Origin of the sequence: Citrobacter sp. TBCS-14, from assembly GCF_005280805.1 — a bacterium.
Lineage (GTDB): Bacteria > Pseudomonadota > Gammaproteobacteria > Enterobacterales > Enterobacteriaceae > Citrobacter > Citrobacter gillenii.
The window spans coordinates 24,536-49,054 of record NZ_SZWM01000295.1 but is presented as its reverse complement, the minus strand read 5'-3'; the positions used below and the strand labels follow the sequence as shown (position 1 = coordinate 49,054).

Below are 24,519 nucleotides of genomic sequence, written 5' to 3'. Positions count from 1 at the left end.
ATCGATGTGCATACTTGCGTGCTGGAAACTCAAGGATTGACTCATGGACAGATTGACCCCTATACGCTGTTGGCCTGCCATTATCTCGATCGTGATTACCCTGACTATCTGGTTTGTTATCCCTTGCCCTCCTGACGTTACCCCCGAAGCGTGGCATCTGCTGGCGTTGTTTATTGGCACTATCGCGGCCATCATTGGCAAAGCCATGCCTATTGGCGCTATCGCGATTGTAGCGATTATGCTGGTGGCAATGACCGGCGTCACTCACCCTGGTAAACCGACTGCGGCGCTGAGTGATGCGCTGAGCGGTTTCTCTAACCAACTGATCTGGTTGATCGGTATCTCCATCATGCTGTCGCAAAGCCTGTTGAAAACGGGGCTGGGCGCGCGCATTGGCTATGGATTTATTGCCCTGTTTGGCAAACGGACGCTGGGTATTGCCTGGGCGTTAACCCTGGCGGAAACGCTGATAGCCCCTGTAACCCCAAGCAATACCGCGCGCGGTGGTGGGATTATTCACCCGGTCATGCGGGCGATTGCCGAAAGCCTCGGGTCTCAGCCAGGAGATAAGGAAAACGGTTCTACCGGCCGCTATCTGGCGCTGGTGAACTACAACATTAACCCGATCACCTCGGCGATGTTTATTACTGCGACCGCGCCTAACCCATTGATTGTCAGCTTTTTGACCAAAGGGACGGATGGGGTACTGAATATGACCTGGGGAATGTGGGCCATCGCTGCGCTTCTGCCTGCGGTCATCTCACTGATCGTGATGCCCATTATTATCTGGTGGCTCTACCCGCCGGCCATTACCCGCACGCCGAACGCGCCGCAGTTCGCCCGGCAAAAGCTCGATGCGCTTGGCCCGCTTGCGCTGGCAGAGAAAATCACCCTCGCGGTTTTCGTTTTGCTGCTCTGCCTGTGGGCGGGTGTTCCTGCGATGATCATGGGCAGTGCCTGGACCGTCAACCCCACCAGCGCGGCGTTAATCGGCTTATCAATTTTGTTAGTGACCGGGGTACTCAGCTGGGATGATATTCTCAAATGCCGTGGGGCATGGGATACGATAGTCTGGTTTGCTGCGCTGGTAATGATGGCGGACTTCCTGAGCAAACTGGGCCTGGTCGGTTGGCTGGCGACCAGCGTCGGAAGTGCCATCGATCATCTCGGCGTTCACTGGAGTATCGCCACACTGCTGCTGGTTCTGCTTTACGTCTATTCGCACTACTTTTTTGCCAGCACTACCGCGCATATTACGGCGATGTTCGCGGCGTTCTTCGCGGCGGGATTAGGTCTCGGTGCGCCTCCGGCGCTGCTTGGCCTGATGCTGGGATTCTCATCCTCGTTGATGATGTCGCTCACGCACTACGGCACAGGTACTGCGCCCATCATTTTTGGCTCGGGTTACGTTACGCTGGCTGAGTGGTGGAAAACAGGGCTGGTGATGAGTGTGGCCAACCTGACTATCTGGGGGGTAACGGGTGCCTTCTGGTGGCACTGGCTGGGATATTGGTAACGCGGAGATGACAAGGGGGGCAATGCCCCCCTTACAACAACTTAAGCCTGTTTAGCGGCTTCAGCTGCCTTAACGATCACGGCGAAGGCGTCGGCTTTCAGAGAAGCACCACCCACCAGCGCGCCGTCGATGTCCGGCTGCGCGAACAATTCTGCCGCGTTAGCTGCGTTTACGGAACCGCCGTACTGGATGATAACTTGTTCAGCGATTTTTGCGTCAGCTTTAGCAATATGGTCACGGATGAATTTGTGAACAGCCTGAGCCTGTGCCGGAGTTGCAGATTTGCCGGTACCGATAGCCCATACAGGTTCGTAAGCGATAACCACGCCTTCGAATGCTTCTGCGCCCTGAGTCTTCAGTACTGCGTCGATCTGACGTGCGCACACTTCTTCAGTTTTGCCCGCTTCGTTTTCTGCTTCGGTTTCACCGATGCACAGAACCGGCGTCAGACCCTGCTCTTTCAGCACGGCGAATTTTTTAGCGATCAGTTCGTCAGACTCTTTGTGGTAAGTACGACGCTCAGAGTGACCGATAATGATGTATTTCGCGCCGATATCTTTCAGCATTTCAGCGCTGGTTTCACCGGTGAATGCGCCAGACAGGTTCAGGTCAACGTTCTGCGCGCCCAGGATGATGTGGCTACCGGCAGCGGCGTGGTTCGCCAGGTCGATATACATTTCCGGTGGAGCGATTGCTACTGCACAGCCAGCAACGCCAGCCAGTTCTTTACGCAGGTTAGCAACCAGCTCGTTTACCATGTGGCGGCTGCCGTTCAGTTTCCAGTTACCCATCACTAAAGGATGTCGCATTTCATTTCTCCACGCTTGTCAGCGAATTAAGGAAGATGGCCACCCGTCAGGGCAGCATGGTCTGTGAAACAGTATAGAGATTGATCATCATGAAGGCTTTGCTTTTTGTCATTTATTCGACCCTTCGAGATTTTCAGATAGCGCCAGCTTAATCGGTTCAACAGCGAAGGTCAGCCCTTTTTCGCCGTTATCTGCCACGACATAGCGAATTGCACCCTCGGTTTCTGCGTAGTAATGCTTACTTTTGCCTGCGGTGAGCAATTTTTGCAGTTTTTTCTGACTTTGTTCTTTGGTCAATAAGGGGGCTACGGTGCGGATGACGGCACTCATGTACTCCAGCGCTTTGGCTTTGGCGGCCTTTTGTTCCGGCCCCTGGATCGGCAGCCAGGTGATCTGCATGCTTTTAATTTTCAACGTCCCGCGCTCAAGGGCTGATGACGCATACAGGTTTTCATTGATTTTACTGGCTGCTCGGGTGAGATTTGCCTTATCGCGGCTGCTGTCGATGGCGCGGAATTCATTTAATGCAAGCTTCGGATTCTGCGTATTAAAGTTTTCACGAAATTGGCTGATCGACAGATCAAACGTCGGCGCACCCGCCAGCAGATAGGGGGCAGTGGTTGCCGTCGAGGGCGCTTCCGCCCGAGCCACAGGGCTTGCGGACAGGGCTGAAAACAATAATAAAAACAGAGTAAATCCTTGCTTCATCAATCGTACCTTTCATTATGACTGACCACGATTAAAACGATATACTCGTCGTCTTTCAAGTGGCAGGTGCGTTAGCTGCGTTCATTCACCCGAATCACTTACTTGAGTAAGCTCATCGGGACTCATTCACTTGCCGCCTTCCCACCACTCGAAATCCATAGAGCAAAACCGTCGGGCTTGTCAAAAGGGTAAGCTGTTCTTGAAGGTAATAATAAAGGAACTTACATGACCATACAGCAGTGGTTATTCTCAATTAAAGGGCGTATTGGACGCCGTGATTTCTGGATTTGGGTCGGCCTCTGGATTGTCGGTATGCTGGTTCTGTTCTCGCTGGCGAGTAAAAAACTTCTCGATATTCAGACAGCGGCTTTTTGCCTGGTGTGCTTGTTATGGCCGACAGCGGCGGTGACGGTAAAACGCCTGCATGACCGGGGACGCTCTGGCGCATGGGCGCTATTGATGATTCTGGCGTGGATGCTGCTGGCAGGAAACTGGACGATGTTACCCAGCGTCTTGCCGTGGGTCGTCGGACGCTTTGTCCCCACGTTGATTCTGGTCGGTATGCTGATTGACCTGGGCGCGTTTGTTGGCACCCAGGGCGAGAATAAGTTTGGTAAGGATACGCAGGACGTGAAGTACAAAGCGTGAATACAATGCCAGATGGCGAAAGTGTCACCCGTAGGCCGGATAAGGCGAAGCTACCATCCGGCAAAAGTGACTTCAGGCAAACACCCTTACCAGTAATGCTCAGCGGTCATATGGCCCGGTCGGCGACGCAGGTGTTTGGTCATCTGCCGGGTATCTTTCAGCAACTGCTGGGTATCGCGTACCATCTGTGGGTTCCCACAGAGCATCACATGGCTGGTGGCGGTATCCATCGGCAGACCGACTGCTTTTTCCAGCTCACCGCTTTCAATCAGTGCGGGAACGCGGCCAGTAAGCGAACCTGCAGCTGTTTCACGGCTGACGACGGTCTGAATACGTAATTTCCCTTCGTAACGCTTTTCCAGCGCCTGCATCAGCGGCAGGTAGCTTAAATCGGCGGCATAACGGGCAGCATGGACCAGCACCAGATTTTTAAAGCGATCGACATCTTTGCCCAGTTGCAGAATGGATAAGTACGGGCCGATCGCCGTGCCGGTTGCCAGCATCCACAGCGTATCGCAATCGGGGACTTCATCCAGCACAAAGAACCCCGCGGCTTCACTGACCACCTGTACGTCATCGCCAGGTTTTAGCGCGGCCAGACGTGGACTCAGCTTCCCGTCAGGCACTGTCACCAGATAAAACTCTAAATCGGGGTTGTCTGGTGCATTCACGTAGGAATAGGCGCGCTGGACGCGTTCGCCGTCGATCTCCAGACCAAGCTTGGTGAACTGACCCGCAGTGAAGGGGAGAACCGGCGCGCGCACGGTCAAACTAAACAGGGCGTCGGTCCAGTTCTGTACCTTAGTGACTTTGCCTGTTACCCAATCTGCCATGGTGTCCTCCTGTCTGCTTTGATTGCCTTATCTTCGTTCGTTGCACGAAAGATTTCCAGCCCCGAAGGACTGGAAGGCTCAATCAAACAAATTTGTTACAGGATATGCGCCTGCACATCAGGATCTTTGCGATCAAGGTAGTGGATGGATTGAATACGACGGATCGTGCGCGACTTGCCGCGGATCAGCAGCGTTTCGGTGGTGGCGATATTGCCTTTACGGCTGATTCCATCCAACAGATCACCTTTGGTGATCCCGGTGGCGGAGAAGATAACGTTATCGCTACGTGCCATTTCGTCCAGACGCAGCGCTTTACCGGCTTCAATGCCCATCGCCTGGCAGCGGGCCAGTTCCTGTTCGCCGATACGGCGGTTTTCTTCGCTGTCGCCTTTGACGTCATGACGTGCCAGCAAACGACCCTGCATGTCGCCGTCCAGCGCGCGGATGACGGCGGCAGAAACGACACCTTCCGGTGCGCCGCCAATGCCGTACAGCACGTCAACTTCGCTGTCTGGCATACAGGTCAGAATGGAGGCTGCGACGTCGCCATCGGGAATGGCGAACACGCGAACGCCAAGCTTCGCCATCTCTGCGATCACCTCATCGTGGCGAGGTTTGGCCAGAATCGTCACGGTCAGATCGCCGAGCGGCTTGTTGAGTGCGGCGGCGACATTACGTAGGTTTGTTTCCAGCGGCAGGTTCAGGTCGATAGCCCCTTTGGCGCCAGGGCCGACAATCAACTTCTCCATGTACATATCTGGCGCGTTGAGGAAACAGCCTTTGTCACCAACTGCGAGGACCGCCAGCGCATTCGCCTGGCCCATTGCCGTCATGCGCGTACCTTCGATAGGGTCGACCGCAATGTCTACGGCATCGCCGTGACCGGTACCGACTTTCTCACCGATAAACAGCATCGGCGCTTCATCAATTTCACCTTCGCCAATCACGATGGTGCCGTCAATATTGACCTGGTTGAGCATAATACGCATGGCGTGCACCGCTGCGCCGTCGGCGGTATTTTTATCGCCGCGTCCCAGCCATTTATAGCCAGCCAGTGCCGCCGCTTCGGTTACGCGTGAAAATTCAATGGCAAGTTCTCGTCTCATTGCAAACTCGTAGCAGAAAGGAATGGCGCGAAGTGTAGCACAGGGGAGAGGGCGGGATTATTGATGTGTGTGCGGGATTGCCCCGCACGAAGATATTGCCGGATGGCGACGCTAACGCGTCTTATCCGGCCTACGTCAGATTCGTATCAGTAGGCCGTGCCATCCGGCAATGACGGGTTACTCTTCGTGGTCTTCCCACGCCAGGGCGCGTTTAACCGCTTTTTTCCAGCCGCTGTAACGGAAGTTACGTTCGGTGGTTTCGATGCCTGGGCGGAATTCACGCTCGATGACCGCTTTTTCCTGCAGTTCATCCAGGTTTTGCCAGAAGCCAACGGCCAGACCTGCCAGGTATGCGGCACCCAGTGCAGTCACTTCACGTACTTCCGGGCGCTCAACGCGGGTGCCAAGAATGTCGGACTGGAACTGCATCAGAAAGTTGTTGGCGACCGCGCCACCGTCGACACGCAGCGCGTGCAGACGAATACCGGAGTCGGCCTGCATTGCTTCCAGCACGTCACGGGTCTGATAAGCGATAGACTCAAGCGTTGCACGGATAATGTGGTTGGAGTTAACGCCACGGGTCAGGCCAAAGATGGCACCACGCGCATACGGGTCCCAGTATGGCGCACCCAGACCGGTGAATGCCGGAACGACGTACACACCGTTGGTGTCCTTCACTTTGGTGGCGAAGTATTCGGAGTCGAACGCATCGCTGATGAGTTTCATTTCATCACGCAGCCACTGAATGGATGCGCCGGCCATAAACACCGCGCCTTCCAGCGCATAGTTTACTTCCCCGGTCGGACCGCAGGCGATGGTGGTCAGCAGCCCGTTTTCAGACTTCACGGCTTTCTCGCCGGTATTCATCAGCATGAAGCAGCCGGTGCCGTAGGTGTTTTTCGCCATCCCTTCTTTCACGCACAGCTGACCGAACAGTGCGGCCTGCTGGTCACCCGCGATACCCGAGATAGGAATACGCGTGCCGCCTTTACCGCCAATGTTGGTCTGACCGTAGACTTCAGAAGAACGACGCACTTCCGGCAGCATGGCTCGCGGGACGTCCAGCGCGTCCAGCATTTTGTCGTCCCAGTCCAGGGTATGGATGTTGAACAGCATGGTACGTGAGGCGTTGGTGTAATCCGTTACGTGTACGCGCCCCTGAGTCATTTTCCAGATAAGCCAGGTGTCCACGGTACCAAACAACAGTTCGCCGCGACGAGCGCGCTCACGCGAGCCCTCTACGTGGTCGAGGATCCACTTCACTTTGGTGCCAGAGAAGTACGGGTCAATGACCAGCCCGGTGTTGTTACGGACATAGTCTTCCATGCCGTCGCGCTTAAGTTTCTCGCAAATATCCGCGGTACGACGACACTGCCAGACAATGGCGTTATAGATAGGTTTACCGGTTTCACGCTCCCAGACGATGGTGGTTTCGCGCTGGTTGGTAATCCCGATCGCGGCAATTTCGTCGGAACTGATATCGGCTTTCGCCAGCACTTCTACCAGCGTAGAGCTTTGAGTCGCCCAAATTTCCATCGGGTCGTGTTCTACCCAACCGGCTTTCGGGTAGATTTGCTCGAATTCGCGTTGTGAAACGCTAACAATATTTGCATCGTGGTCCATTACGACCGCGCGGGAGCTGGTAGTGCCCTGGTCGAGCGCAACGATATATTTTTTTTCAGTCATGATTTTTGTCCCGTAGTCACATTACTGCGAAGCTTTTTGTTGAGTGTTGGCCGCGACGTCTTTCTCTTCAATCGCGCAGACATCGCACGGCAAATGGCGACCAATCAGTTTGCGATATGCCCATGCGCCCAAAATCGCGCCGGTAATCGGGCCAAACACCGGTACCAGGAAGTAAGGAATATCGCGACCGCCCGTGAAGGCAATCTCACCCCATCCAGCCATCCAGGCGAAGAGTTTCGGTCCGAAGTCACGTGCCGGGTTCATTGCAAAACCGGTCAGTGGTCCCATGGAGGCACCAATAACTGCGATCAATAAACCGATCAGCAGCGGCGCCAGTGGACCACGTGGCACACCGTTACCATCGTCGGTCAGTGCCAAAATCAGCCCCATCAGAATAGCGGTAATGACCATTTCAACTGCGAAGGCCTGCACAAAATTGATATGCGGGTTTGGATATGTTGAGAATGTCCCTGCCAGATTGAGGCTTTCAGCGCTACCGCGCACGATATGGTTGGTTTGTTCGAAATCGATGAAAAGATTGTAATAAAGCCCGTAAACCAAAGCCGCTGCGCAAAAGGCGCCGGCAATTTGTGAAATGATAAAAGGTACGACTTTACGCTTATCAAAGCAGGCAAACAGCCAAAGTGCGATTGTGACCGCCGGATTCAGGTGTGCACCAGAAACGCCTGCCGTCAGATAGATAGCCATCGCTACCCCCAGACCCCAGATGATACTGATTTCCCACTGCCCAAAAGTCGCCCCAGCGACTTTGAGTGCAGCAACACAGCCCACACCGAAGAAAATCAACAACCCGGTACCGAGGAATTCAGCAATGCACTGGCCTTTCAAGGTTGATGTTTGACTCATAATCGGATCCTGAAGAGAGATTAATGTTTATTGTGTGCGAGAAGGTCACTGACATCCCCGGAGCCCGGTAGGCACACTGTTAATTTATCGTTAACGAGCAAAAACGAGAAATATCGAAATTAAAATGTGTGTGCTGCATCAACAAAATGAGCGTTTTCGCGCCATAACGAGGTATTTGTAATACATAACTAGTGTGAGCTGAATCATTTCATTAACCAATATGTTAACACTTTTGAGCTATAGGGTGTTTGTCGCCAGGACAAGGATTAAAAGTGTTGCAAACCGCAATCTACGCGGGATGCTGCTGGACAGGGATGGCGCGGCTTCATACAATCGGTGCTAAGTAGAGAACGCGCGTTTTTATTAAGGCGTCACCGTTATCGGGACGAGGATTTTTATCCATCAACGCCTTGCAATTCAGGAGAGGTATGACGATGTCATTAGAAGTGTTTGAGAAACTGGAAGCAAAAGTACAGCAGGCGATTGATACCATCACGCTGTTGCAGATGGAAATCGAAGAGCTGAAAGAAAAAAACAACTCACTGTCGCAGGAAGTTCAGTCTGCACAGCAGCAGCGTGAAGAGCTGGAGCGTGAGAACAACAGCCTGAAAGAACAGCAGAGCGGCTGGCAGGATCGTCTGCATGCTCTCCTGGGGCGTATGGAAGAAGTCTAATTACGCTTTATCTTTCGCGCCGTAGCAGCGTTGGCTGTGCTCAGCTACCCCAGTCACGTAGTTTACTACGCTCCTGGGGATATCTTCGTTTGCCGCCTTGCTACAACACGAAATCTCTCGCGTAATTGGCTCTGCGTGTAGGCCGGATAAGGCGCAAGCCGCCATCCGGCGATCGGCGATAACGCATAAAAAAGGCACCGTAAGGTGCCTTTTTCGATTACTCGATATCGAGCGGGTCTTCGGAGAGGATCATCCCGGTATTGTCGGCGTACAGGTGGTCGCCGGAGAAGAACGTCACGCCACCGAAGTTGACGCGCACATCGCTTTCTCCAATGCCTTCACCTGCGGCACCCACCGGAATAGCGGCAATTGCCTGGATACCGATGTCCAGTTCTTCCAGATCGTCTACCTGGCGTACTGAACCGTAGATGACCAGACCTTCCCATTCATTCTGTACGGCCAGCCGCGCCAGTTCGGCATCAACCAGCGCACGACGGACAGAGCCGCCGCCATCGACCAGCAGAATGCGACCACGGCCATTTTGTTCGAGCAGATCGTACAGCAACCCGTTGTCCTCGAAACATTTTACCGTGGTGATTTGTCCGCCAAACGACGACCGTCCCCCAAAGTTAGAGAACAGTGGTTCCACGACGTTGACATCTTCCTGGTAGATGTCACAAAGCTCGGATGTATCGTATTTCATAGGCTCAACGTTCAGTTGCTGCGAGAATTTTTAGTATATCGCGCTATGTGTACTGTTGGCAAAATCATCAATTGTTAATTGATATTTGTCAGTTAAACAGACCACTGGCTTAGGAAAATTCCAACCACAAACAGCAGGTTAGTTAACAGTGCCGCTTTTACGGTGCGTTCCAGCATCGGACGCATTGCTGCCGGATCCATTTCACGCATTACGTATCGCGCCTGCTTAATCAGCAGCGGAGCGGCGAGGATGAACAGCCATCCCCACAGACTTTGCAGCGAAAACAGATTAAACAGCGCCAGGCAAACCAGCGTCCCCATCAGCAGGCAGGCATGGTAACGACGTGCATTCACGGCCCCCAGACGCACCACCAGCGTGTTTTTACCGTTCTCCCTGTCGCTGTTGATATCACGCAGGTTATTGACGTTGAGCACCGCGGTAGCCAGCAGACCGCAGGCGGTGGCTGGCAGGATCAGCGCGGGGATCAGCGTATGGGCCTGCAAATACCAACTGCCCATCACGCTCAGCCAGCCGAAGAAAACCAGCACGGAAATATCACCGAGGCCGATGTAGCCATAGGGGCGATTGCCGACGGTATAGGTGATCGCCGCGATAATCGACAAGCCACCGAGCACCAGGAAGCCGACAAAATCAGCCATCGTGTGGCAGGCCACCGCCACTAGTGCCAGGCCGGACAGGCAAATTAAGGCCACGGTGACCATTAATGCGCGCTTCATCTGCTGTTGGGTGATCACCCCTTTTTGCATGCCACGCAGCGGTCCAATGCGGTCAGGCTTGTCGCTGCCTTTGACAGCATCGCCATAGTCGTTTGCGAGATTGGACAGGATTTGCAGCAGCCCCGCCGTTATCAATGCCAGCAAAGCCACCAGCGGATCGAAATACCCTTGCCACCATGCTAATGCCGTACCGACGATGATCGCCGCGAAGGCGAGCGGTAAGGTCTTAGGTCGTAAACTTTCCAGCCAGGCTTGTGAGCGGCTAATTTGTTGTTGTTCAGTCATATTTAGCGCCAATAAAAATGGGGCTTTATCAGCCCCATCAACAGTGATGAAAATGCATTGAACGCGATTATAGGATAAAACGGCTCAGATCTTCATCTGCGACCAGCGCATCCAGATGTTTGCTCACATATTCGGCATCAATTGTGATGCTTTGGCCGTTTAAATCGCTCGCATCATAGGAAATATCTTCCATCAGACGCTCAAGCACGGTGTGCAGACGACGGGCACCGATGTTCTCGGTGGTTTCGTTGACCTGCCAGGCGGCCTGAGCAATGCGCTTAATGCCATCTTCCGTGAACTCAATATTAACGCCCTCAGTTGCCATCAGTGCTTTGTACTGGACGGTGATGGAGGCGTTAGGCTCAGTCAGGATACGCTCGAAATCGCTGGTGGTCAGTGCCTGCAATTCTACACGAATTGGCAGACGACCCTGCAGTTCCGGGATCAGGTCGGACGGTTTCGCCACCTGGAACGCGCCGGAAGCGATAAACAGAATGTGATCTGTTTTCACCATGCCGTGCTTGGTCGAGACGGTGCAGCCTTCGACCAGCGGCAGCAGGTCGCGCTGCACGCCTTCACGGGACACGTCCGGACCGGAGGATTCACCGCGCTTACAGATTTTGTCGATTTCGTCGATAAACACGATCCCGTGCTGCTCAACGGCGTCGATAGCGTCTTGCTTCAGTTCTTCCGGGTTTACTAGCTTCGCCGCTTCTTCTTCAATCAACAGCTTCATGGCTTCTTTGATTTTCAGCTTACGCGGTTTTTGTTTCTGGCCGCCCAGGTTCTGGAACATAGACTGCAGCTGGCTGGTCATCTCTTCCATGCCAGGAGGTGCCATAATTTCTACGCCCATCGGCGCAGCGGCGAGATCAATTTCAATCTCTTTGTCGTCCAGTTGGCCTTCACGCAGTTTTTTACGGAATGCCTGACGTGCAGCGGAAGGTTCCTGAGGCTGTTCAGACTGTCCCCAGTTATTTTTAGCTGGTGGGATCAGTACGTCGAGAATACGTTCTTCCGCCATTTCTTCGGCGCGGAAGCGGTTTTTCTCGATCGCCTGGACGCGGACCATTTTAATGGCAGCATCGGTCAGATCGCGGATGATGGAGTCAACTTCCTTACCCACATAGCCGACTTCGGTGAATTTCGTGGCTTCAACTTTGATGAACGGTGCGTTGGCTAGTTTTGCCAGACGACGGGCGATTTCGGTTTTACCGACGCCGGTTGGGCCAATCATCAGAATGTTTTTTGGCGTAACTTCATGGCGCAGCTCTTCGTCGAGCTGCATGCGGCGCCAGCGGTTACGCAGAGCAATCGCCACGGAACGCTTGGCGTTATCCTGGCCGATGATGTGTTTGTTCAGTTCGCTGACAATTTCGCGTGGGGTCATTTCAGACATGGGGGATCCTTACGCTTTGGAGTTCAATTCTTCGATGGTATGGAAGTGGTTGGTATAAATGCAGATATCCCCTGCAATATCCAACGCTTTCTCAGCAATCTCGCGGGCGCCAAGCTCGGTGTTTTCAAGCAGAGCACGTGCCGCAGCCTGGGCGTAGGGACCGCCGGAGCCGATGGCAATCAGATCGTTTTCTGGCTGAATGACATCGCCATTACCGGTAATGATGAGTGATGCAGTCTCATCGGCAACAGCCAGCAGCGCTTCGAGTTTGCGCAGCATACGGTCGGTACGCCAGTCCTTCGCCAGCTCAACGGCAGCTTTCACCAGGTGACCCTGATGCATTTCAAGTTTGCGTTCAAATAGTTCAAACAGCGTGAATGCATCCGCAGTGCCGCCCGCAAAGCCCGCGATGACTTTGTCGTTGTACAGACGGCGGACTTTTTTCACGTTGCCTTTCATTACGGTGTTACCCAGTGTGGCCTGACCATCACCGGCGATTACCACATGGCCGTTACGGCGTACGCTTACTATTGTTGTCACGAGCAGACCCCTTGGTTACAAATACGGAATTCAGGCCCCGCACAGATGTACGGGGCGTAATGCAAGTATAGATGGGGGGGATTTTGGGGGTTTCAACCCCCGGCAGACAGTCGAATACAGTTTGTGTGACCCGCTACTTTCAAACGGCTGATGGTGTTGTCAGCGTTTTCTTTGCCTTTGAGTGGGCCAATAACCACGCGATTCCAGCCGTTGTTGGTGGTAATACGGGAGTTAAAGCCCTCAAAAGCCAGCTGTGCACGCACGGTTTCTGCCTGTTCAGCCCCTTTAAACGACCCACACTGCACCATCCAGCGGCGCTCATCTTTTTTCTCAGCAGTCTGCTTCGGCACTTCGGTAATCGGTGCTGCTGGCTGCGTCTTCGGCTGAGCGGCAGCGGTATGTGCAGGCGTCTGCAGCAGATCCTGGTATGGCTGTTGGGCCGCAGGTTTGGGCTGCGTTTGACGAGGCTGCTGCACCGGCGCGGCTTGTGCGGTACGTGTTTGCTGCTGCTGAGGCTGCTCCGTTGCCCGAGGGCGTGGCTGCTGAGCCTGCTGCTGCGCGTTGCTCCATTGCTGTTGCTGCACCTGACGCTGACGCTGCAGCGTTTGCTGGCGCTGCGCAGGCGTTTGCTCATTCCACGGAACTTCGTTGAGCTGAGTAGGCTGCTGACGCATATCAGCCTGCATTTGCGCCAGCAACTGGCGCTGCTCATTGGTCAGCTGATCGGCATTCAGCACTTCACCGCCCGCAGAGGGTTCGGTTGGTGCACGCACGCCTGGTTGACGGCTTTCAAGTTCTTTGATGTATCGCCAGCGTTCTTCCGGCTTCGGCGGAATGCCATTGCCGGTAACTTTCTGGTTTTGCAGCGTCTCGGACTCTTCTTTCTTGTGATGCGTAATGAAGTACAGACCACCGATAAAGGTCACGAGTACGGCTGCTGCAATAGCGACCATCGCGGGTGAAACCGCAGGCGTATTGCGTTGCTTATTCCGTGAGGTGCTCTTTTTGCGCCGCGAAGGTGCCGGTTGGCCGCGACGTACATAATCTCGTTGTGCCACTATCGTTTCGCTGTATTTATTCGTTCGTCAGCCCGCCATGTTACTTAAGCGGCGGGCCTTTGACCAGACAGGGGAGTCCGAAAGCACTTTACTTTACGTCAGTGCCCGGGTGGTGCCCCGAATAATGAGTTCACAGTCCAGTAAACGTGACCCGCTGCTGACATTTTGCCCCTGGAGTTGATCGAGCAGTAACAGCATAGCCTCACGTCCGATATCGAAACGCGGCTGTGCGACGGTTGTCAGCGGTGGATCACAATATTCCGTCAGTGAAATGTTATCAAAGCCAATAATCGACAGGTCGTCAGGCACTTTCAGTCCCTGGCGTTTGGCGTAGGAAAGTGCGCCCAGCGCCATGACGTCGCTGTGGCAAAAGACGGCTGTCGGTGGTTGAGGCTGTTCAAGCAGTTGTTTTAGCGCGTTAGCCCCCGCTTCGTAGGTAAAATCGCCGCGCGCAATAAAATGCGGATCGACGGTAATCCCACTGCGACGTAACGCCTGAACGTAACCTTGCAGGCGATAGTGGCACAGTGGCATATCTTCTGGTCCGGCGATACAGCCGATGCGTTTGTGCCCCAACTCCAGCAGATAGTTCATCGCGTTAAAGGCGGCGGTGAGGTTATCAATGTGAACGGTGGGCAGTTCCAGCTCAGGCGCGAACTCATTGGACATCACCATCGGTGGTAAATTGCGCTGTTCTTCTACGCTGGCATCAAATGGCAGGCGTGAGCTGAGCAGCACCATGCCGTCAATTTGCTTGGTAATAATGAGGTTAAGAAAGGTCTTTTCCTGCTGGTTCTGATGCGCGCAATCGCCGATCAGCACCAGATAACCCTGCTCGGCGGCGGTGACTTCAATGCCGCGAATGACTTCGCTGAAAAAGGGATCGCAAATATCCGGGACGATGACCAGGATGGTACGTGATTCATTACGCTTAACGTTGCGGCCCATTGACTGCGGTAAATATCCTACTTCCAGAGCGGCCTGCTCAACCTTGTTACGGGTTGACTGAGAGACTTTGTCTGGATTCATCAATGCACGGGAAACGGTTGCCGTGGAGACCTTCGCCTTCAGGGCAACATCTTTCATCGTTGCGGCAGTGACCTGCTTGTTCGGTTTCACTCTTTCTCCTCGCCAGGGCGCTGCTGGTGCAGCTCTGTCCCTGGGTAACCTTCATCTGAAACATTTTTATCAGATAGTGAATCGAAGCAGTTACAGAATTTTCATAAAAAGTGTGATGGATATTTAATTTTACGATCCGCCTCGCATCATGAGGGCTTATCCCTCAATGGGATCGACATCCAGCACCCATTTGACCTTGCGTGCTTCGGGCAGGGTATTGATCAACGCCAGCGTGCCGCTGACGATATGCTGCAGTCGAATGCGTGACGGATGTTGCAACAAAATTTGCCAGCGATAGCGACCGCCACGTTTGGGCGCCAGCGCGGGAACCGGGCCCAATACCCACAGCTTATCGTCGGCCAGCGGGCTGGCCTGAATCAGATTACGTAACTGTTGTAAAAACAGCGGTGCCTGCTGGTTGTTGTGATCTTCAGCCCGCACGATCACGTGGCTGGTCCACGGTGGGAGCTGCAACGTTTGTCGCTCGGCCAGTGCCTGCTCGGCAAAGGCGTCATAGCCTTTATGCAATAAGGTTTGCAGCAACGGATGTTCAGGGTGATGCGTCTGCAATACCACTTCGCCCTGTTTCCCTGCACGTCCTGCGCGCCCGGATACCTGGGTATAGAGCTGGGCAAAGCGCTCTGCGGAGCGGAAGTCAGCAGAGAATAATGCCCCATCCACATCCAGCAGCGCCACCAGCGTGACGTCCGGGAAGTGGTGGCCTTTCGCCAACATTTGCGTCCCGATAAGAATGCGTGCTCCGCCGCGATGGACCTCCGCCAGATGCTGCTCAAGCGCCCCTTTACGGCTGGTGGTATCGCGATCGATACGTGAAATCGGCACGCCGGGAAAGAACGGCGCTAAGGCCTGTTCGAGCTGCTCGGTGCCGAGTCCAACCGGTACCATATGCGTAGAGCCGCAGGAGGGGCACTGACGCGGTATCGGGCGCTGGCTGTCGCAGTGGTGGCAGCGCAGATGATGCTGCGCCTGATGCAGCGTGTAGTAGTGATCGCAGCGTGGACATTCAGCAATCCAGCCGCAGTCGTGGCACAACAACGCAGGGGCAAAACCCCGGCGATTAAGAAACAAGATAACCTGGTTATCAGCCTGCAGATGCTGACGCATGCGGGCGATCAGCGCCGGGGCCAGTCCGGCCTGTACCTGCTGACCTTTCAGATCCAGCACGTGCTGCGTCGCAGGACGGGCATTTCCGGCGCGACGCGTCAGGCGCAACATGCGATATTTTTTTTGTCGTACGTTGCACAGCGTTTCCAGCGCCGGTGTGGCTGAGCCGAGGATAATCGGGATCTGCTCGCTGTGCGCACGGTAAACCGCCAGGTCGCGGGCGTGATAGCGCCAGCCTTCCTGCTGTTTATAGGAGCTGTCATGTTCTTCGTCGATGACAATTACGCCGAGGTTTTTAAACGGGGTGAACAGCGATGAGCGGGTACCGATGACAATTGCTGCTTCACCGTTTTTTGCTTTCAGCCATGCAGAAAGACGTTCGCTGTCATTTAAACCAGAGTGCAGGACTTCGACCGGAGCATTGAAGCGTTCACGAAAGCGGGCGATGGTTTGCGGCGTCAGGCCTATTTCCGGCACCATCACCAGCGCCTGCTTGCCCTGAGCGAGGACGTTTTCCAGTACGCTTAAATAGACTTCCGTTTTGCCAGAGCCTGTGACGCCGGCGAGTAGCCAGGCGCTAAAGCTGTCCGATGCGCTGTGAATAGCTCCAACGGCGGTGGCTTGTTCGGTATTCAGCCTTAAACGCTCGCCAGAGACGGCGTAGTGCGTGCGCCAGTCACTGAATCCAGGCGTTTCGCTTGCCAGGGAGCACAGACCTTTTTTGCGTAGCGCCTGCAATGCCGCATCATTAAATTCGAGGTCGGCCACCTGATCCCGCCAGATTTTTCCCTGTCGCAGTGCTGCCAGCGCCTGCTGCTGCTTCGGTGAGCGTTTCAGGTTGTTCAGGTCAGTGGCATGGCCTTCTTCGGTGGCAAACCAGTACCACATTGGCGTGTTGGTGGCGGGACGCCCCTGGCGCAGTAGCATCGGCAGGGCGTGAAACAGCACGTCACCAATGGGATGATGGTAATAATCTGCGGCCCACAGCAGTAAGCGCCAGACGGAGGTCGAATAGACCGGTTCGCTGTCCAGCACCTCAATGACCGCTTTTAGTTCGCTCCGCGGCAGTTCGCTGTTCTCGCTAACTGACAGGACAATGCCAATGCGTTCTTGCTGTTTGCCAAAGGGTACACGCACGCGACACCCGGCTTTGGCGCTCATACCTTCCGGTAAGAGGTAGTCAAAGGTGCGGGGTAGCGGGACGGGTAAGGCAACGTGAGCAACGGGCATTGAATCATCCTGACTTGAATTCTGGCGGGTTAGTATACACATTAGTGAGGAGCGGAATGCGGATCAGTTTGCATGAGCAGGCTAATTTCTGTATGATTCGCCGCCTTTGATGCAAATTGATTGCGTCAAATACTGACCATTACCCGAGAGTTTCGCGCAGCTGGAAGGCGGCAAGCGAGCGAATCTCTGGGAGCATAGTGAACTATGTGACCAGAGTGAGTGAACGCAGGCAACGCATCAGCAGTGTGAAAGGTGACGGGGAATAATTAACATCGCGTGGTGTCTGGCGTTAGGGCTGGAAGAGCGACGCGGCCTTAACTGAGGTTCTCCCCATGAAAAAAGATATTCATCCGAAATACGAAGAAATTACTGCAAACTGCTCTTGCGGTAACGTCATGAAAATCCGCTCTACCGTTGGTCACGATCTGAACCTCGACGTGTGCGGTAAATGCCACCCGTTCTATACTGGCAAACAGCGTGATGTTGCTACCGGTGGCCGTGTTGACCGCTTCAACAAGCGTTTCAGCGTACCGGGTACCAGCAAATAAGTTTTTTGCTGTCGGAAAAAAGCGCCGTAAGGCGCTTTTTTTGTACCTGTGAATCAGTGCTGAAATATGTATGCTTGCGGTGAATGTAAAACAAATGCATAAATAAAACGGTGTTTTTATTTTATCGGTAGAATGTTTCTATTGGTGATCTTTATCGTTTTTATCTTTACGTCTTTGCCACTGATTTGAGTTTTTGGCAAAATTTAAAAGGTTTTGTCCCTCCAGCTTAAATACAATTTTTGGGAAATCTAAAATTATTCATAGATCCAATTTGATTATCCTTTTTAGGGAGATCATATGGATTCATTCCTTAATTGTTTATGGGAAGGGACGTTTATGAAATTAAACTCCGCATTATTACTTATTCCATTATTCTCTGCAGCTGCACACGCAGGTTATGTTGATTACCGCCATGAATATTATGACGATGGCCGTAACTATGACCGTGTTTATATGTCTCACCGTTTTGCTACCGGTTTTGGTGTGGCAGTCGAAGCTATCTCACGTTCCGATGACTCGCAATCGAATGATGCGTGGAACAATATGGAAAGTAACGGCAACGAGTATACAGCAAGCTATCAATTTACTTCGCAGGGGCTTACCTGGCAGCCGGGTATTGCAATCGAGACTGGCGATAACATCACGATTTATAAGCCTTATATTCGCGTGCAGTATAACATCAATGACAACTGGTGGACCGCGTTCCGCTATCGTCAAGAGTACATGCGTAGAAACACGGAGGGTAAAGATGACCGTATGGTTTATCGCCCTGAAGCCTGGGTTGGTTATAACATCAATAACTGGATGTTTGAACTGAACGGCATTTATAAAATTGCCGATAGTGAAGATTTATATAACAACAAAAGCGAAGATTATGAGTATAACTTCCGGGTTGCTTATAACATAGGTTCCTGGGTTCCTTTTGTTGAAATCGGTAATGTTTCATCAGGTTATAACACAACAACGACAGACGATCGTCAGACCCGTTATCGTGTCGGTCTCGGTTATAACTTCTGATCGCTAATACTCTTCTCATCGGTTTATTACGCTGAGTATCGGGATATAAGCATAATTTGCGTGAATAGTGTATCTAAGGAGTTGACATCATGTCCAATGATGGAACTATGATTAGAAGCAATAGCAGTATTGCCGTCAGACCTTTCGGATTCAGAGATAAAATTGGTTATTTATGTGGTGACCTGGGAACCTGTTTTATTCTTGGGTTAGTGAATAGCTTTTTAATGATTTATTACACCAACGTACTCGGTGTTTCTGGCGTTATTGTTGGCTCACTTTATTTTGTGACCAAACTCTTTGATGCGTTTGTCGATGTTGGCGTAGGGCGCTTATGTGATACGTCTAAACTGACGGCGTACGGGCGTTTTAACCCTTGGGTACGCCGCATGAAGTATCCATTCTGTATCATTGCGGTCGTCCTGTTTCTGCCGTTTGTACAAGACTTTTCTTATACGGCGAAAATTATCTACATCTGCATCTCCTATTTCATTTACGGCTCACTGCTATCGACTGTGAGTATTCCTTATGGTGCCATGTCTGCGGCGATTAGCTCTAACCCGGAAGATCGCGTATCGCTTTCAACCTACCGCAGCGTTGGGTCCGCAATCGGCGGCGGGGCAACCGGCTTTTTTATTCCTATCCTGATGTACACCACTCTGGTGGACGGAAGCCAGGTGATTTCCGGGCAGCACTTCTTCTGGATCGCCATTGGTTGCGCAATACTGGGCTTTATCTTTTTAACGCTGACCTGCCATTTAACGACGGAACGCGTGCGGGTGGAAAGAAAAGATAGCATGCCCGTGTCGGTGCTTCTGAAAGGGTTGATACGCAATAAAGCATTGATTGTTTTAGTTGTTGTGGATCTGCTGATCGTGATTAATCAGGGGCTTTCCGGCACCAATATGACCTACCTGTTTAATGACTATTTCCACAATAAAGAGGCGATGTCTGTCGCGTTACTGTTTACCTTTGGTTCCTTGATTTTGCTGGCGCCCTCGGCATCCTGGCTCACTAAGCGATTTGGTAAGAAAGAAGCCAGCGTAGGTGCGCTGCTCTTTTCGGTGGTCATGTACGTGATCATGTACTTCACCCATATCACCGACGCGAAAGTCTATTTGGTTTTCCTGTTCCTGGCGACGCTGGGGGCGGGGTTATTCAACCTGATGATTTGGGCATTCATGACCGATGTTTGCGACTACCACCAGTATGTCACCGGCGATCGTGAGGATGGTACCGTTTATGGTGTGAACTTCTTTGCCCGCAAGGTGGGTCAGGCGTGCGCAGGGGCCATTGGCGGTTTTATGCTGGCGATCATTGGTTATCAATCGTCATCAACGGGCGGTGCGGTGCAAACCAGCATTGTGCAGGAAAATATTTATACGATGGCGAATCTCTTGCCGGCTTTATGCTTGTTTTTGGCGGCGGTCGTGCTGATTTATTTCTATCCGTTGAACCGTAAAGAAACGCTCAAAATGGAAGAAACATTGAACAAGCTCAATGGTATTAGTAAGTAACGTCGTGAAGGTATGAGGCTCTGTATCGCGCGTTATGCGTTAGGATAAACAGGACGAGAAGAGGCGGGAGCAGTCCCGCGTCTTCTCATCTTTTGCAACGTCAGCCGCCGTTTTAACTAGTTAGTACTCCCACGTCTCCGGGTTGATCCCCAGTTCACGCATAATTACCTTGGCTTCTTCCGGGATTTCATCACTGCGCTCTTTGCGCAGATCGTCATCGTTGGGTAACGGTTGTCCGGTAAAGGCATGCAGAAACGCTTCACACAGCAGTTCGCTGTTGGTGGCGTGGCGCAGGTTGTTCACCTGACGACGCGTGCGTTCATCGGTAAGGATCTTTAACACCTTCAGAGGAATGGAAACCGTAATCTTTTTGACTTGCTCACTCTTCTTACCGTGCTCAGCGTATGGGCTGATATATTCGCCGCTCCATTCAGCCATGAGATACTTAATCCTCTTTGTCATTAAATTTGAGGCCAGAACCTGAGCCCGGACCATAACTGTGCGTAGTTTATCGTAGTGGCGCGGCCCTGACACGAAGTTAGCCGACGCAGATGTACGCTAATGCATATAATTTTAACGGCTATTTTGAATTTGCTCAATCTATACGCAAAGAAGTTTAGATGTCCAGATGTATTGACGGCTATTGTAACAATGATTACTCTGGGGTCTGACTATTCACCGGCTCAGCCAGGAACTCCTCAATATGACGCGTAAACAGGCCACCATCGCAGTGCGTAGCGGATTAAATGACGACGAGCAGTACGGTTGCGTTGTCCCGCCGATTCACCTTTCAAGCACCTATAATTTTACCGGATTCAACGAGCCTCGGGCCCATGACTATTCACGTCGCGGTAACCCGACGCGTGATGTTGTCCAGCGTGCGCTGGCGGAGCTGGAAGGCGGTGCGGGCGCGGTGCTGACCAGTACCGGGATGTCGGCAATTCATCTGGTAACTACGGTGTTCCTGAAGCCGGGCGACCTGCTAGTGGCGCCGCACGACTGTTACGGCGGCAGCTATCGCCTGTTTGACAGTCTGGCGAAGCGTGGGTGTTATCGCGTGCTGTTTGTCGATCAAGGCAATGAAGCCGCGCTGAAGGCCGCGTTGGCGGAGAAACCGACGTTGGTGCTGGTAGAAAGCCCAAGTAATCCGCTGTTACGCGTGGTCGATATTGCGAAAATCTGCCAGTTGGCGCGTGAGGCTGGCGCGGTAAGCGTCGTTGATAACACGTTTTTAAGCCCGGCACTGCAAAATCCACTGGCATTGGGCGCCGATCTGGTGTTGCATTCATGCACGAAATATTTAAATGGTCACTCAGATGTCGTGGCTGGCGTGGTGATTGCAAAAGATCCAGAACTGGTCACTGAGCTGGCATGGTGGGCGAATAATATTGGCGTCACCGGCGGCGCATTTGATAGTTATCTGCTGTTGCGCGGCCTGCGTACGCTGTCACCTCGTATGGAGGTGGCACAACGCAACGCCCAGGCGATTGTCGACTATTTGCAAACCCAGCCGCTGGTGAAAAAACTGTATCACCCGTCACTGCCGGATAATCAGGGGCATGAAATTGCCGCGCGTCAGCAAAAAGGCTTTGGCGCGATGTTGAGTTTTGAACTGGATGGTGATGAGCAAACGCTGCGCGACTTCCTTGGCGGGTTATCATTGTTTACGCTGGCAGAATCACTGGGGGGCGTCGAAAGCCTGATCTCCCATGCCGCGACCATGACCCACGCGGGGATGGCACCAGAAGCACGTGCTGCTGCCGGCATTTCTGAGACGCTGCTGCGTATCTCCACCGGTATTGAAGATGGCGAAGATTTAATTGCCGACCTGGAAAATGGCTTCCGGGCTGCAAACAAGGGGTAAACATGAGTGTGATTGCGCAGGCAGGGGCGAAGGGTCGTCAACTGCACAAATTTGGTGGTAGTAGTCTGGCTGACGTGAAATGTTATTTACGTGTCGCAGGCATTATGGCTGAGTACTCTCAGCCTGACGACATGATGGTTGTTTCCGCGGCGGGCAGTACCACTAACCAGTTGATTAGCTGGCTGAAGTTAAGCCAGACCGATCGCCTTTCTGCGCATCAGGTTCAGCAGGCGTTACGCCGCTATCAGAGCGAGCTTATTAGCGGTCTGTTACCACCAGACGTGGCCGATGGGCTGATTGGTGAGTTTATTCACGATCTGGAGCGCCTGGCCGGTTTACTCGACGGCGGCATCAACGATACGGTCTACGCTGAAGTAGTCGGGCATGGTGAAGTGTGGTCAGCGCGTCTGATGTCTGCCGTACTTAACCAGCAGGGTCTGGAATCTGCCTGGCTGGATGCGCGCGAGTTTTTGCGCGCGGAACGCGGCGCTCAACCGCAGGTGGATGAAGGCCTTTCGTATCCCTTACTGCAACAGCTGTTGGCGCAGCATCCGGGGAAACGCCTGGTGGTGACCGGATTTATCAGCCGCAGTAATGCGGGCGAAACGGTGCTGTTGGGGCGTAACGGTTCTGACTACTCCGCGACCCAGGTTGGCGCACTGGCGGGTGTTTCCCGCGTGACTATCTGGAGCGATGTCGCCGGGGTGTACAGCGCGGATCCGCGCAAAGTAAAAGATGCGTGTTTGCTGCCGTTGCTGCGCCTTGATGAAGCCAGCGAACTGGCGCGTCTGGCGGCACCGGTTCTCCATGCCCGTACCTTACAGCCGGTTTCCGGCAGCGATATTGATCTCCAGTTGCGCTGTAGCTATACGCCGGAGCAAGGATCGACGCGCATTGAACGCGTGCTGGCTTCCGGTACCGGGGCGCGTATTGTCACCAGCCATGACGACGTTTGCCTGATTGAGTTCCAGGTGCCCACAGGTCAGGACTTTAAGCTGGCTTACAAAGATATCGACCAGATTTTAAAACGTGCACAGGTGCGTCCGCTGGCGGTGGGTGTGCATCCTGATCGCCAACTGCTGCAATTTTGCTACACCTCTGAAGTCGCTGACGGCGCGCTGAAAATTCTTGATGAAGCAGGCCTGCCGGGCGAGCTGCGTTTGCGTCAAGGCCTGGCGTTGGTGGCGATGGTGGGTGCTGGGGTGACGCGTAACCCGCTGCACTGCCACCGTTTCTGGCAACAACTGAAGGGCCAGCCGGTTGAGTTTACCTGGCAGTCAGAAGAGGGTATCAGCCTGGTTGCCGTGCTGCGTACTGGCCCGACCGAAAGCCTGATCCAGGGTCTGCACCAGTCAATTTTCCGCGCTGAAAAACGCATCGGCCTGGTGCTGTTTGGCAAGGGGAATATCGGTTCTCGCTGGCTGGAGCTGTTTGCTCGTGAGCAGAGCACGCTGTCTGCGCGTACCGGTTTTGAATTCGTGCTGGCAGGCGTGGTGGATAGCCGCCGTAGCCTGCTGAATTACGAAGGACTGGACGCCAGCCGCGCGTTAGCCTTCTTTGATGATGAAGCGGTAGAGCAGGATGAAGAATCCTTGTTCCTGTGGATGCGCGCGCACCCGTATGACGATTTAGTCGTGCTGGACGTCACCGCCAGTGAACAACTGGCGGATCAGTATCTGGATTTCGCCAGCCACGGTTTTCACGTGATTAGCGCCAATAAATTGGCTGGCGCAAGCACGAGTAATAAGTATCGCCAAATCCACGACGCCTTTGAGAAAACCGGTCGTCACTGGCTGTATAACGCCACTGTCGGTGCCGGATTGCCGATCAATCATACCGTACGGGATCTGATTGACAGCGGAGACACCATTTTGTCGATCAGTGGGATCTTCTCCGGCACGCTGTCGTGGCTGTTCCTGCAATTTGACGGTTCTGTTCCGTTTACCGATCTGGTGGATCAGGCGTGGCAGCAGGGGCTGACCGAGCCAGACCCGCGCGTTGACCTTTCTGGTAAAGATGTGATGCGCAAGCTGGTGATCCTGGCGCGTGAAGCGGGCTACGACATCGAGCCGGACCAGGTTCGCGTGGAGTCACTGGTACCTGCGCACTGTGAAGAAGGCTCTATTGACCATTTCTTTGAAAATGGCGATGAGCTGAATGAGCAGATGGTTCAGCGGCTGGAGGCCGCCCGTGAAATGGGGCTGGTACTGCGCTACGTGGCACGTTTCGATGCCAACGGCAAAGCGCGTGTGGGGGTGGAAGCGGTCCGTCCTGAGCACCCGCTGGCGGCGCTGCTGCCGTGCGATAACGTGTTCGCCATCGAAAGCCGCTGGTACCGCGATAACCCGCTGGTGATCCGTGGGCCGGGGGCGGGTCGTGATGTGACCGCCGGGGCGATTCAGTCGGATATTAATCGTCTGGCGCAGTTGCTGTAGGGTGTGTGTTGCCGGATGGCGCTACGCTTATCCGGCCTACGTAGTAAGGGTAATGCTGTGTAGGCCGGATAAGATGCGCAAGCATCGCCATCCGGCAT

22 protein-coding genes are annotated in these 24,519 nt (G+C 53.5%); 8 read left to right on the top strand and 14 right to left on the bottom strand.

Annotation, left to right across the window (positions count from 1 at the left end; all coding sequences use genetic code 11):
* Window positions 1-43: 43 nt before the first annotated feature.
* The gene (locus tag FDX22_RS14630) at window positions 44-1,516 is read left to right on the top strand and encodes a DASS family sodium-coupled anion symporter (RefSeq protein WP_135912764.1); all 1,473 of its coding nucleotides are present in this window, start codon (window positions 44-46) and stop codon (window positions 1,514-1,516) included.
* Between the two features lie 41 nt (window positions 1,517-1,557).
* Here the strand turns inward: FDX22_RS14630 and tpiA are convergent, their stop codons facing one another.
* Window positions 1,558-2,325, bottom strand: coding sequence for a triose-phosphate isomerase (gene tpiA, locus FDX22_RS14625; protein ID WP_096758826.1), 768 nt, complete (start codon window positions 2,323-2,325; stop codon window positions 1,558-1,560).
* A gap of 108 nt (window positions 2,326-2,433) precedes the next feature.
* Entirely contained in the window at window positions 2,434-3,033 is a 600-nt protein-coding gene (locus FDX22_RS14620; protein WP_096758825.1) for a YiiQ family protein, read from the bottom strand.
* 225 nt (window positions 3,034-3,258) lie between these two features.
* On the opposite strand from FDX22_RS14620, the gene FDX22_RS14615 reads away from it, so the two are divergent.
* The gene (locus FDX22_RS14615; RefSeq protein WP_096758824.1) at window positions 3,259-3,681 is read left to right on the top strand and encodes a DUF805 domain-containing protein; all 423 of its coding nucleotides are present in this window, start codon (window positions 3,259-3,261) and stop codon (window positions 3,679-3,681) included.
* Window positions 3,682-3,767: 86 nt separating this feature from the next.
* On the opposite strand, the gene fpr is transcribed toward FDX22_RS14615, so the two are convergent.
* From fpr to FDX22_RS14595, 4 genes are all read right to left on the bottom strand, one after another.
* The gene (gene fpr / locus FDX22_RS14610) at window positions 3,768-4,514 is read right to left on the bottom strand and encodes a ferredoxin--NADP(+) reductase (protein WP_096758823.1); all 747 of its coding nucleotides are present in this window, start codon (window positions 4,512-4,514) and stop codon (window positions 3,768-3,770) included.
* 95 nt (window positions 4,515-4,609) lie between these two features.
* Window positions 4,610-5,620 (bottom strand): class II fructose-bisphosphatase, encoded by a 1,011-nt coding sequence (gene glpX, locus FDX22_RS14605; protein ID WP_096758822.1) that lies wholly within the window; start codon window positions 5,618-5,620, stop codon window positions 4,610-4,612.
* 177 nt (window positions 5,621-5,797) lie between these two features.
* Window positions 5,798-7,306, bottom strand: coding sequence for a glycerol kinase GlpK (gene glpK / locus FDX22_RS14600; protein ID WP_096758821.1), 1,509 nt, complete (start codon window positions 7,304-7,306; stop codon window positions 5,798-5,800).
* 21 nt (window positions 7,307-7,327) lie between these two features.
* Window positions 7,328-8,173: an MIP/aquaporin family protein gene (locus FDX22_RS14595; RefSeq protein WP_096758820.1), complete on the bottom strand. Its 846-nt coding sequence runs from the start codon at window positions 8,171-8,173 to the stop codon at window positions 7,328-7,330.
* A 428-nt stretch (window positions 8,174-8,601) separates the two neighbouring features.
* Between FDX22_RS14595 and zapB the strand changes: the two genes are divergently transcribed.
* Complete coding sequence (gene zapB / locus FDX22_RS14590; protein ID WP_115259761.1) at window positions 8,602-8,847, top strand: septal ring assembly protein ZapB; 246 nt, start codon at window positions 8,602-8,604, stop codon at window positions 8,845-8,847.
* A gap of 217 nt (window positions 8,848-9,064) precedes the next feature.
* On the opposite strand, the gene rraA is transcribed toward zapB, so the two are convergent.
* The 7 genes from rraA to priA form a co-directional block, all read right to left on the bottom strand.
* Window positions 9,065-9,550: a ribonuclease E activity regulator RraA gene (gene rraA, locus FDX22_RS14585; RefSeq protein WP_115259760.1), complete on the bottom strand. Its 486-nt coding sequence runs from the start codon at window positions 9,548-9,550 to the stop codon at window positions 9,065-9,067.
* A 92-nt stretch (window positions 9,551-9,642) separates the two neighbouring features.
* Entirely contained in the window at window positions 9,643-10,572 is a 930-nt protein-coding gene (gene menA / locus FDX22_RS14580) for a 1,4-dihydroxy-2-naphthoate polyprenyltransferase (RefSeq protein WP_117343660.1), read from the bottom strand.
* Window positions 10,573-10,639: 67 nt separating this feature from the next.
* Complete coding sequence (gene hslU, locus FDX22_RS14575) at window positions 10,640-11,971, bottom strand: HslU--HslV peptidase ATPase subunit (protein WP_096758815.1); 1,332 nt, start codon at window positions 11,969-11,971, stop codon at window positions 10,640-10,642.
* Between the two features lie 9 nt (window positions 11,972-11,980).
* Window positions 11,981-12,511, bottom strand: a complete 531-nt coding sequence (gene hslV, locus FDX22_RS14570) for an ATP-dependent protease subunit HslV (RefSeq protein ID WP_003028805.1) — start codon at window positions 12,509-12,511, stop codon at window positions 11,981-11,983.
* Window positions 12,512-12,603: 92 nt separating this feature from the next.
* Window positions 12,604-13,569 carry a cell division protein FtsN gene (gene ftsN, locus FDX22_RS14565; protein ID WP_115259758.1) on the bottom strand — a complete coding sequence of 322 codons (966 nt, stop codon included), beginning with the start codon at window positions 13,567-13,569 and terminating at the stop codon, window positions 12,604-12,606.
* 93 nt (window positions 13,570-13,662) lie between these two features.
* Window positions 13,663-14,688, bottom strand: coding sequence for a DNA-binding transcriptional regulator CytR (gene cytR, locus FDX22_RS14560; RefSeq protein WP_096758813.1), 1,026 nt, complete (start codon window positions 14,686-14,688; stop codon window positions 13,663-13,665).
* Window positions 14,689-14,844: 156 nt separating this feature from the next.
* Window positions 14,845-17,043 (bottom strand): primosomal protein N', encoded by a 2,199-nt coding sequence (gene priA, locus FDX22_RS14555; protein WP_115259756.1) that lies wholly within the window; start codon window positions 17,041-17,043, stop codon window positions 14,845-14,847.
* 332 nt (window positions 17,044-17,375) lie between these two features.
* Here priA and rpmE point away from each other — a divergent pair, with 332 nt between their 5' ends.
* The 3 genes from rpmE (at window position 17,376) to FDX22_RS14540 (ending at window position 20,122) form a co-directional block, all read left to right on the top strand.
* Window positions 17,376-17,591 carry a 50S ribosomal protein L31 gene (gene rpmE / locus FDX22_RS14550; RefSeq protein ID WP_096758811.1) on the top strand — a complete coding sequence of 72 codons (216 nt, stop codon included), beginning with the start codon at window positions 17,376-17,378 and terminating at the stop codon, window positions 17,589-17,591.
* A 336-nt stretch (window positions 17,592-17,927) separates the two neighbouring features.
* The gene (locus FDX22_RS14545) at window positions 17,928-18,608 is read left to right on the top strand and encodes an oligogalacturonate-specific porin KdgM family protein (RefSeq protein ID WP_096758810.1); all 681 of its coding nucleotides are present in this window, start codon (window positions 17,928-17,930) and stop codon (window positions 18,606-18,608) included.
* An 89-nt stretch (window positions 18,609-18,697) separates the two neighbouring features.
* Entirely contained in the window at window positions 18,698-20,122 is a 1,425-nt protein-coding gene (locus FDX22_RS14540; RefSeq protein WP_115259755.1) for an MFS transporter, read from the top strand.
* Window positions 20,123-20,242: 120 nt separating this feature from the next.
* Here the strand turns inward: FDX22_RS14540 and metJ are convergent, their stop codons facing one another.
* Window positions 20,243-20,560, bottom strand: coding sequence for a met regulon transcriptional regulator MetJ (gene metJ, locus FDX22_RS14535; protein ID WP_003825168.1), 318 nt, complete (start codon window positions 20,558-20,560; stop codon window positions 20,243-20,245).
* 265 nt (window positions 20,561-20,825) lie between these two features.
* Here metJ and metB point away from each other — a divergent pair, with 265 nt between their 5' ends.
* Together metB and metL are read left to right on the top strand one after the other, a co-directional pair.
* Window positions 20,826-21,986 (top strand): cystathionine gamma-synthase, encoded by a 1,161-nt coding sequence (gene metB / locus FDX22_RS14530; RefSeq protein ID WP_096758808.1) that lies wholly within the window; start codon window positions 20,826-20,828, stop codon window positions 21,984-21,986.
* 2 nt (window positions 21,987-21,988) lie between these two features.
* Entirely contained in the window at window positions 21,989-24,421 is a 2,433-nt protein-coding gene (metL, locus tag FDX22_RS14525) for a bifunctional aspartate kinase/homoserine dehydrogenase II (RefSeq protein WP_146717399.1), read from the top strand.
* Window positions 24,422-24,519: the final 98 nt, after the last annotated feature.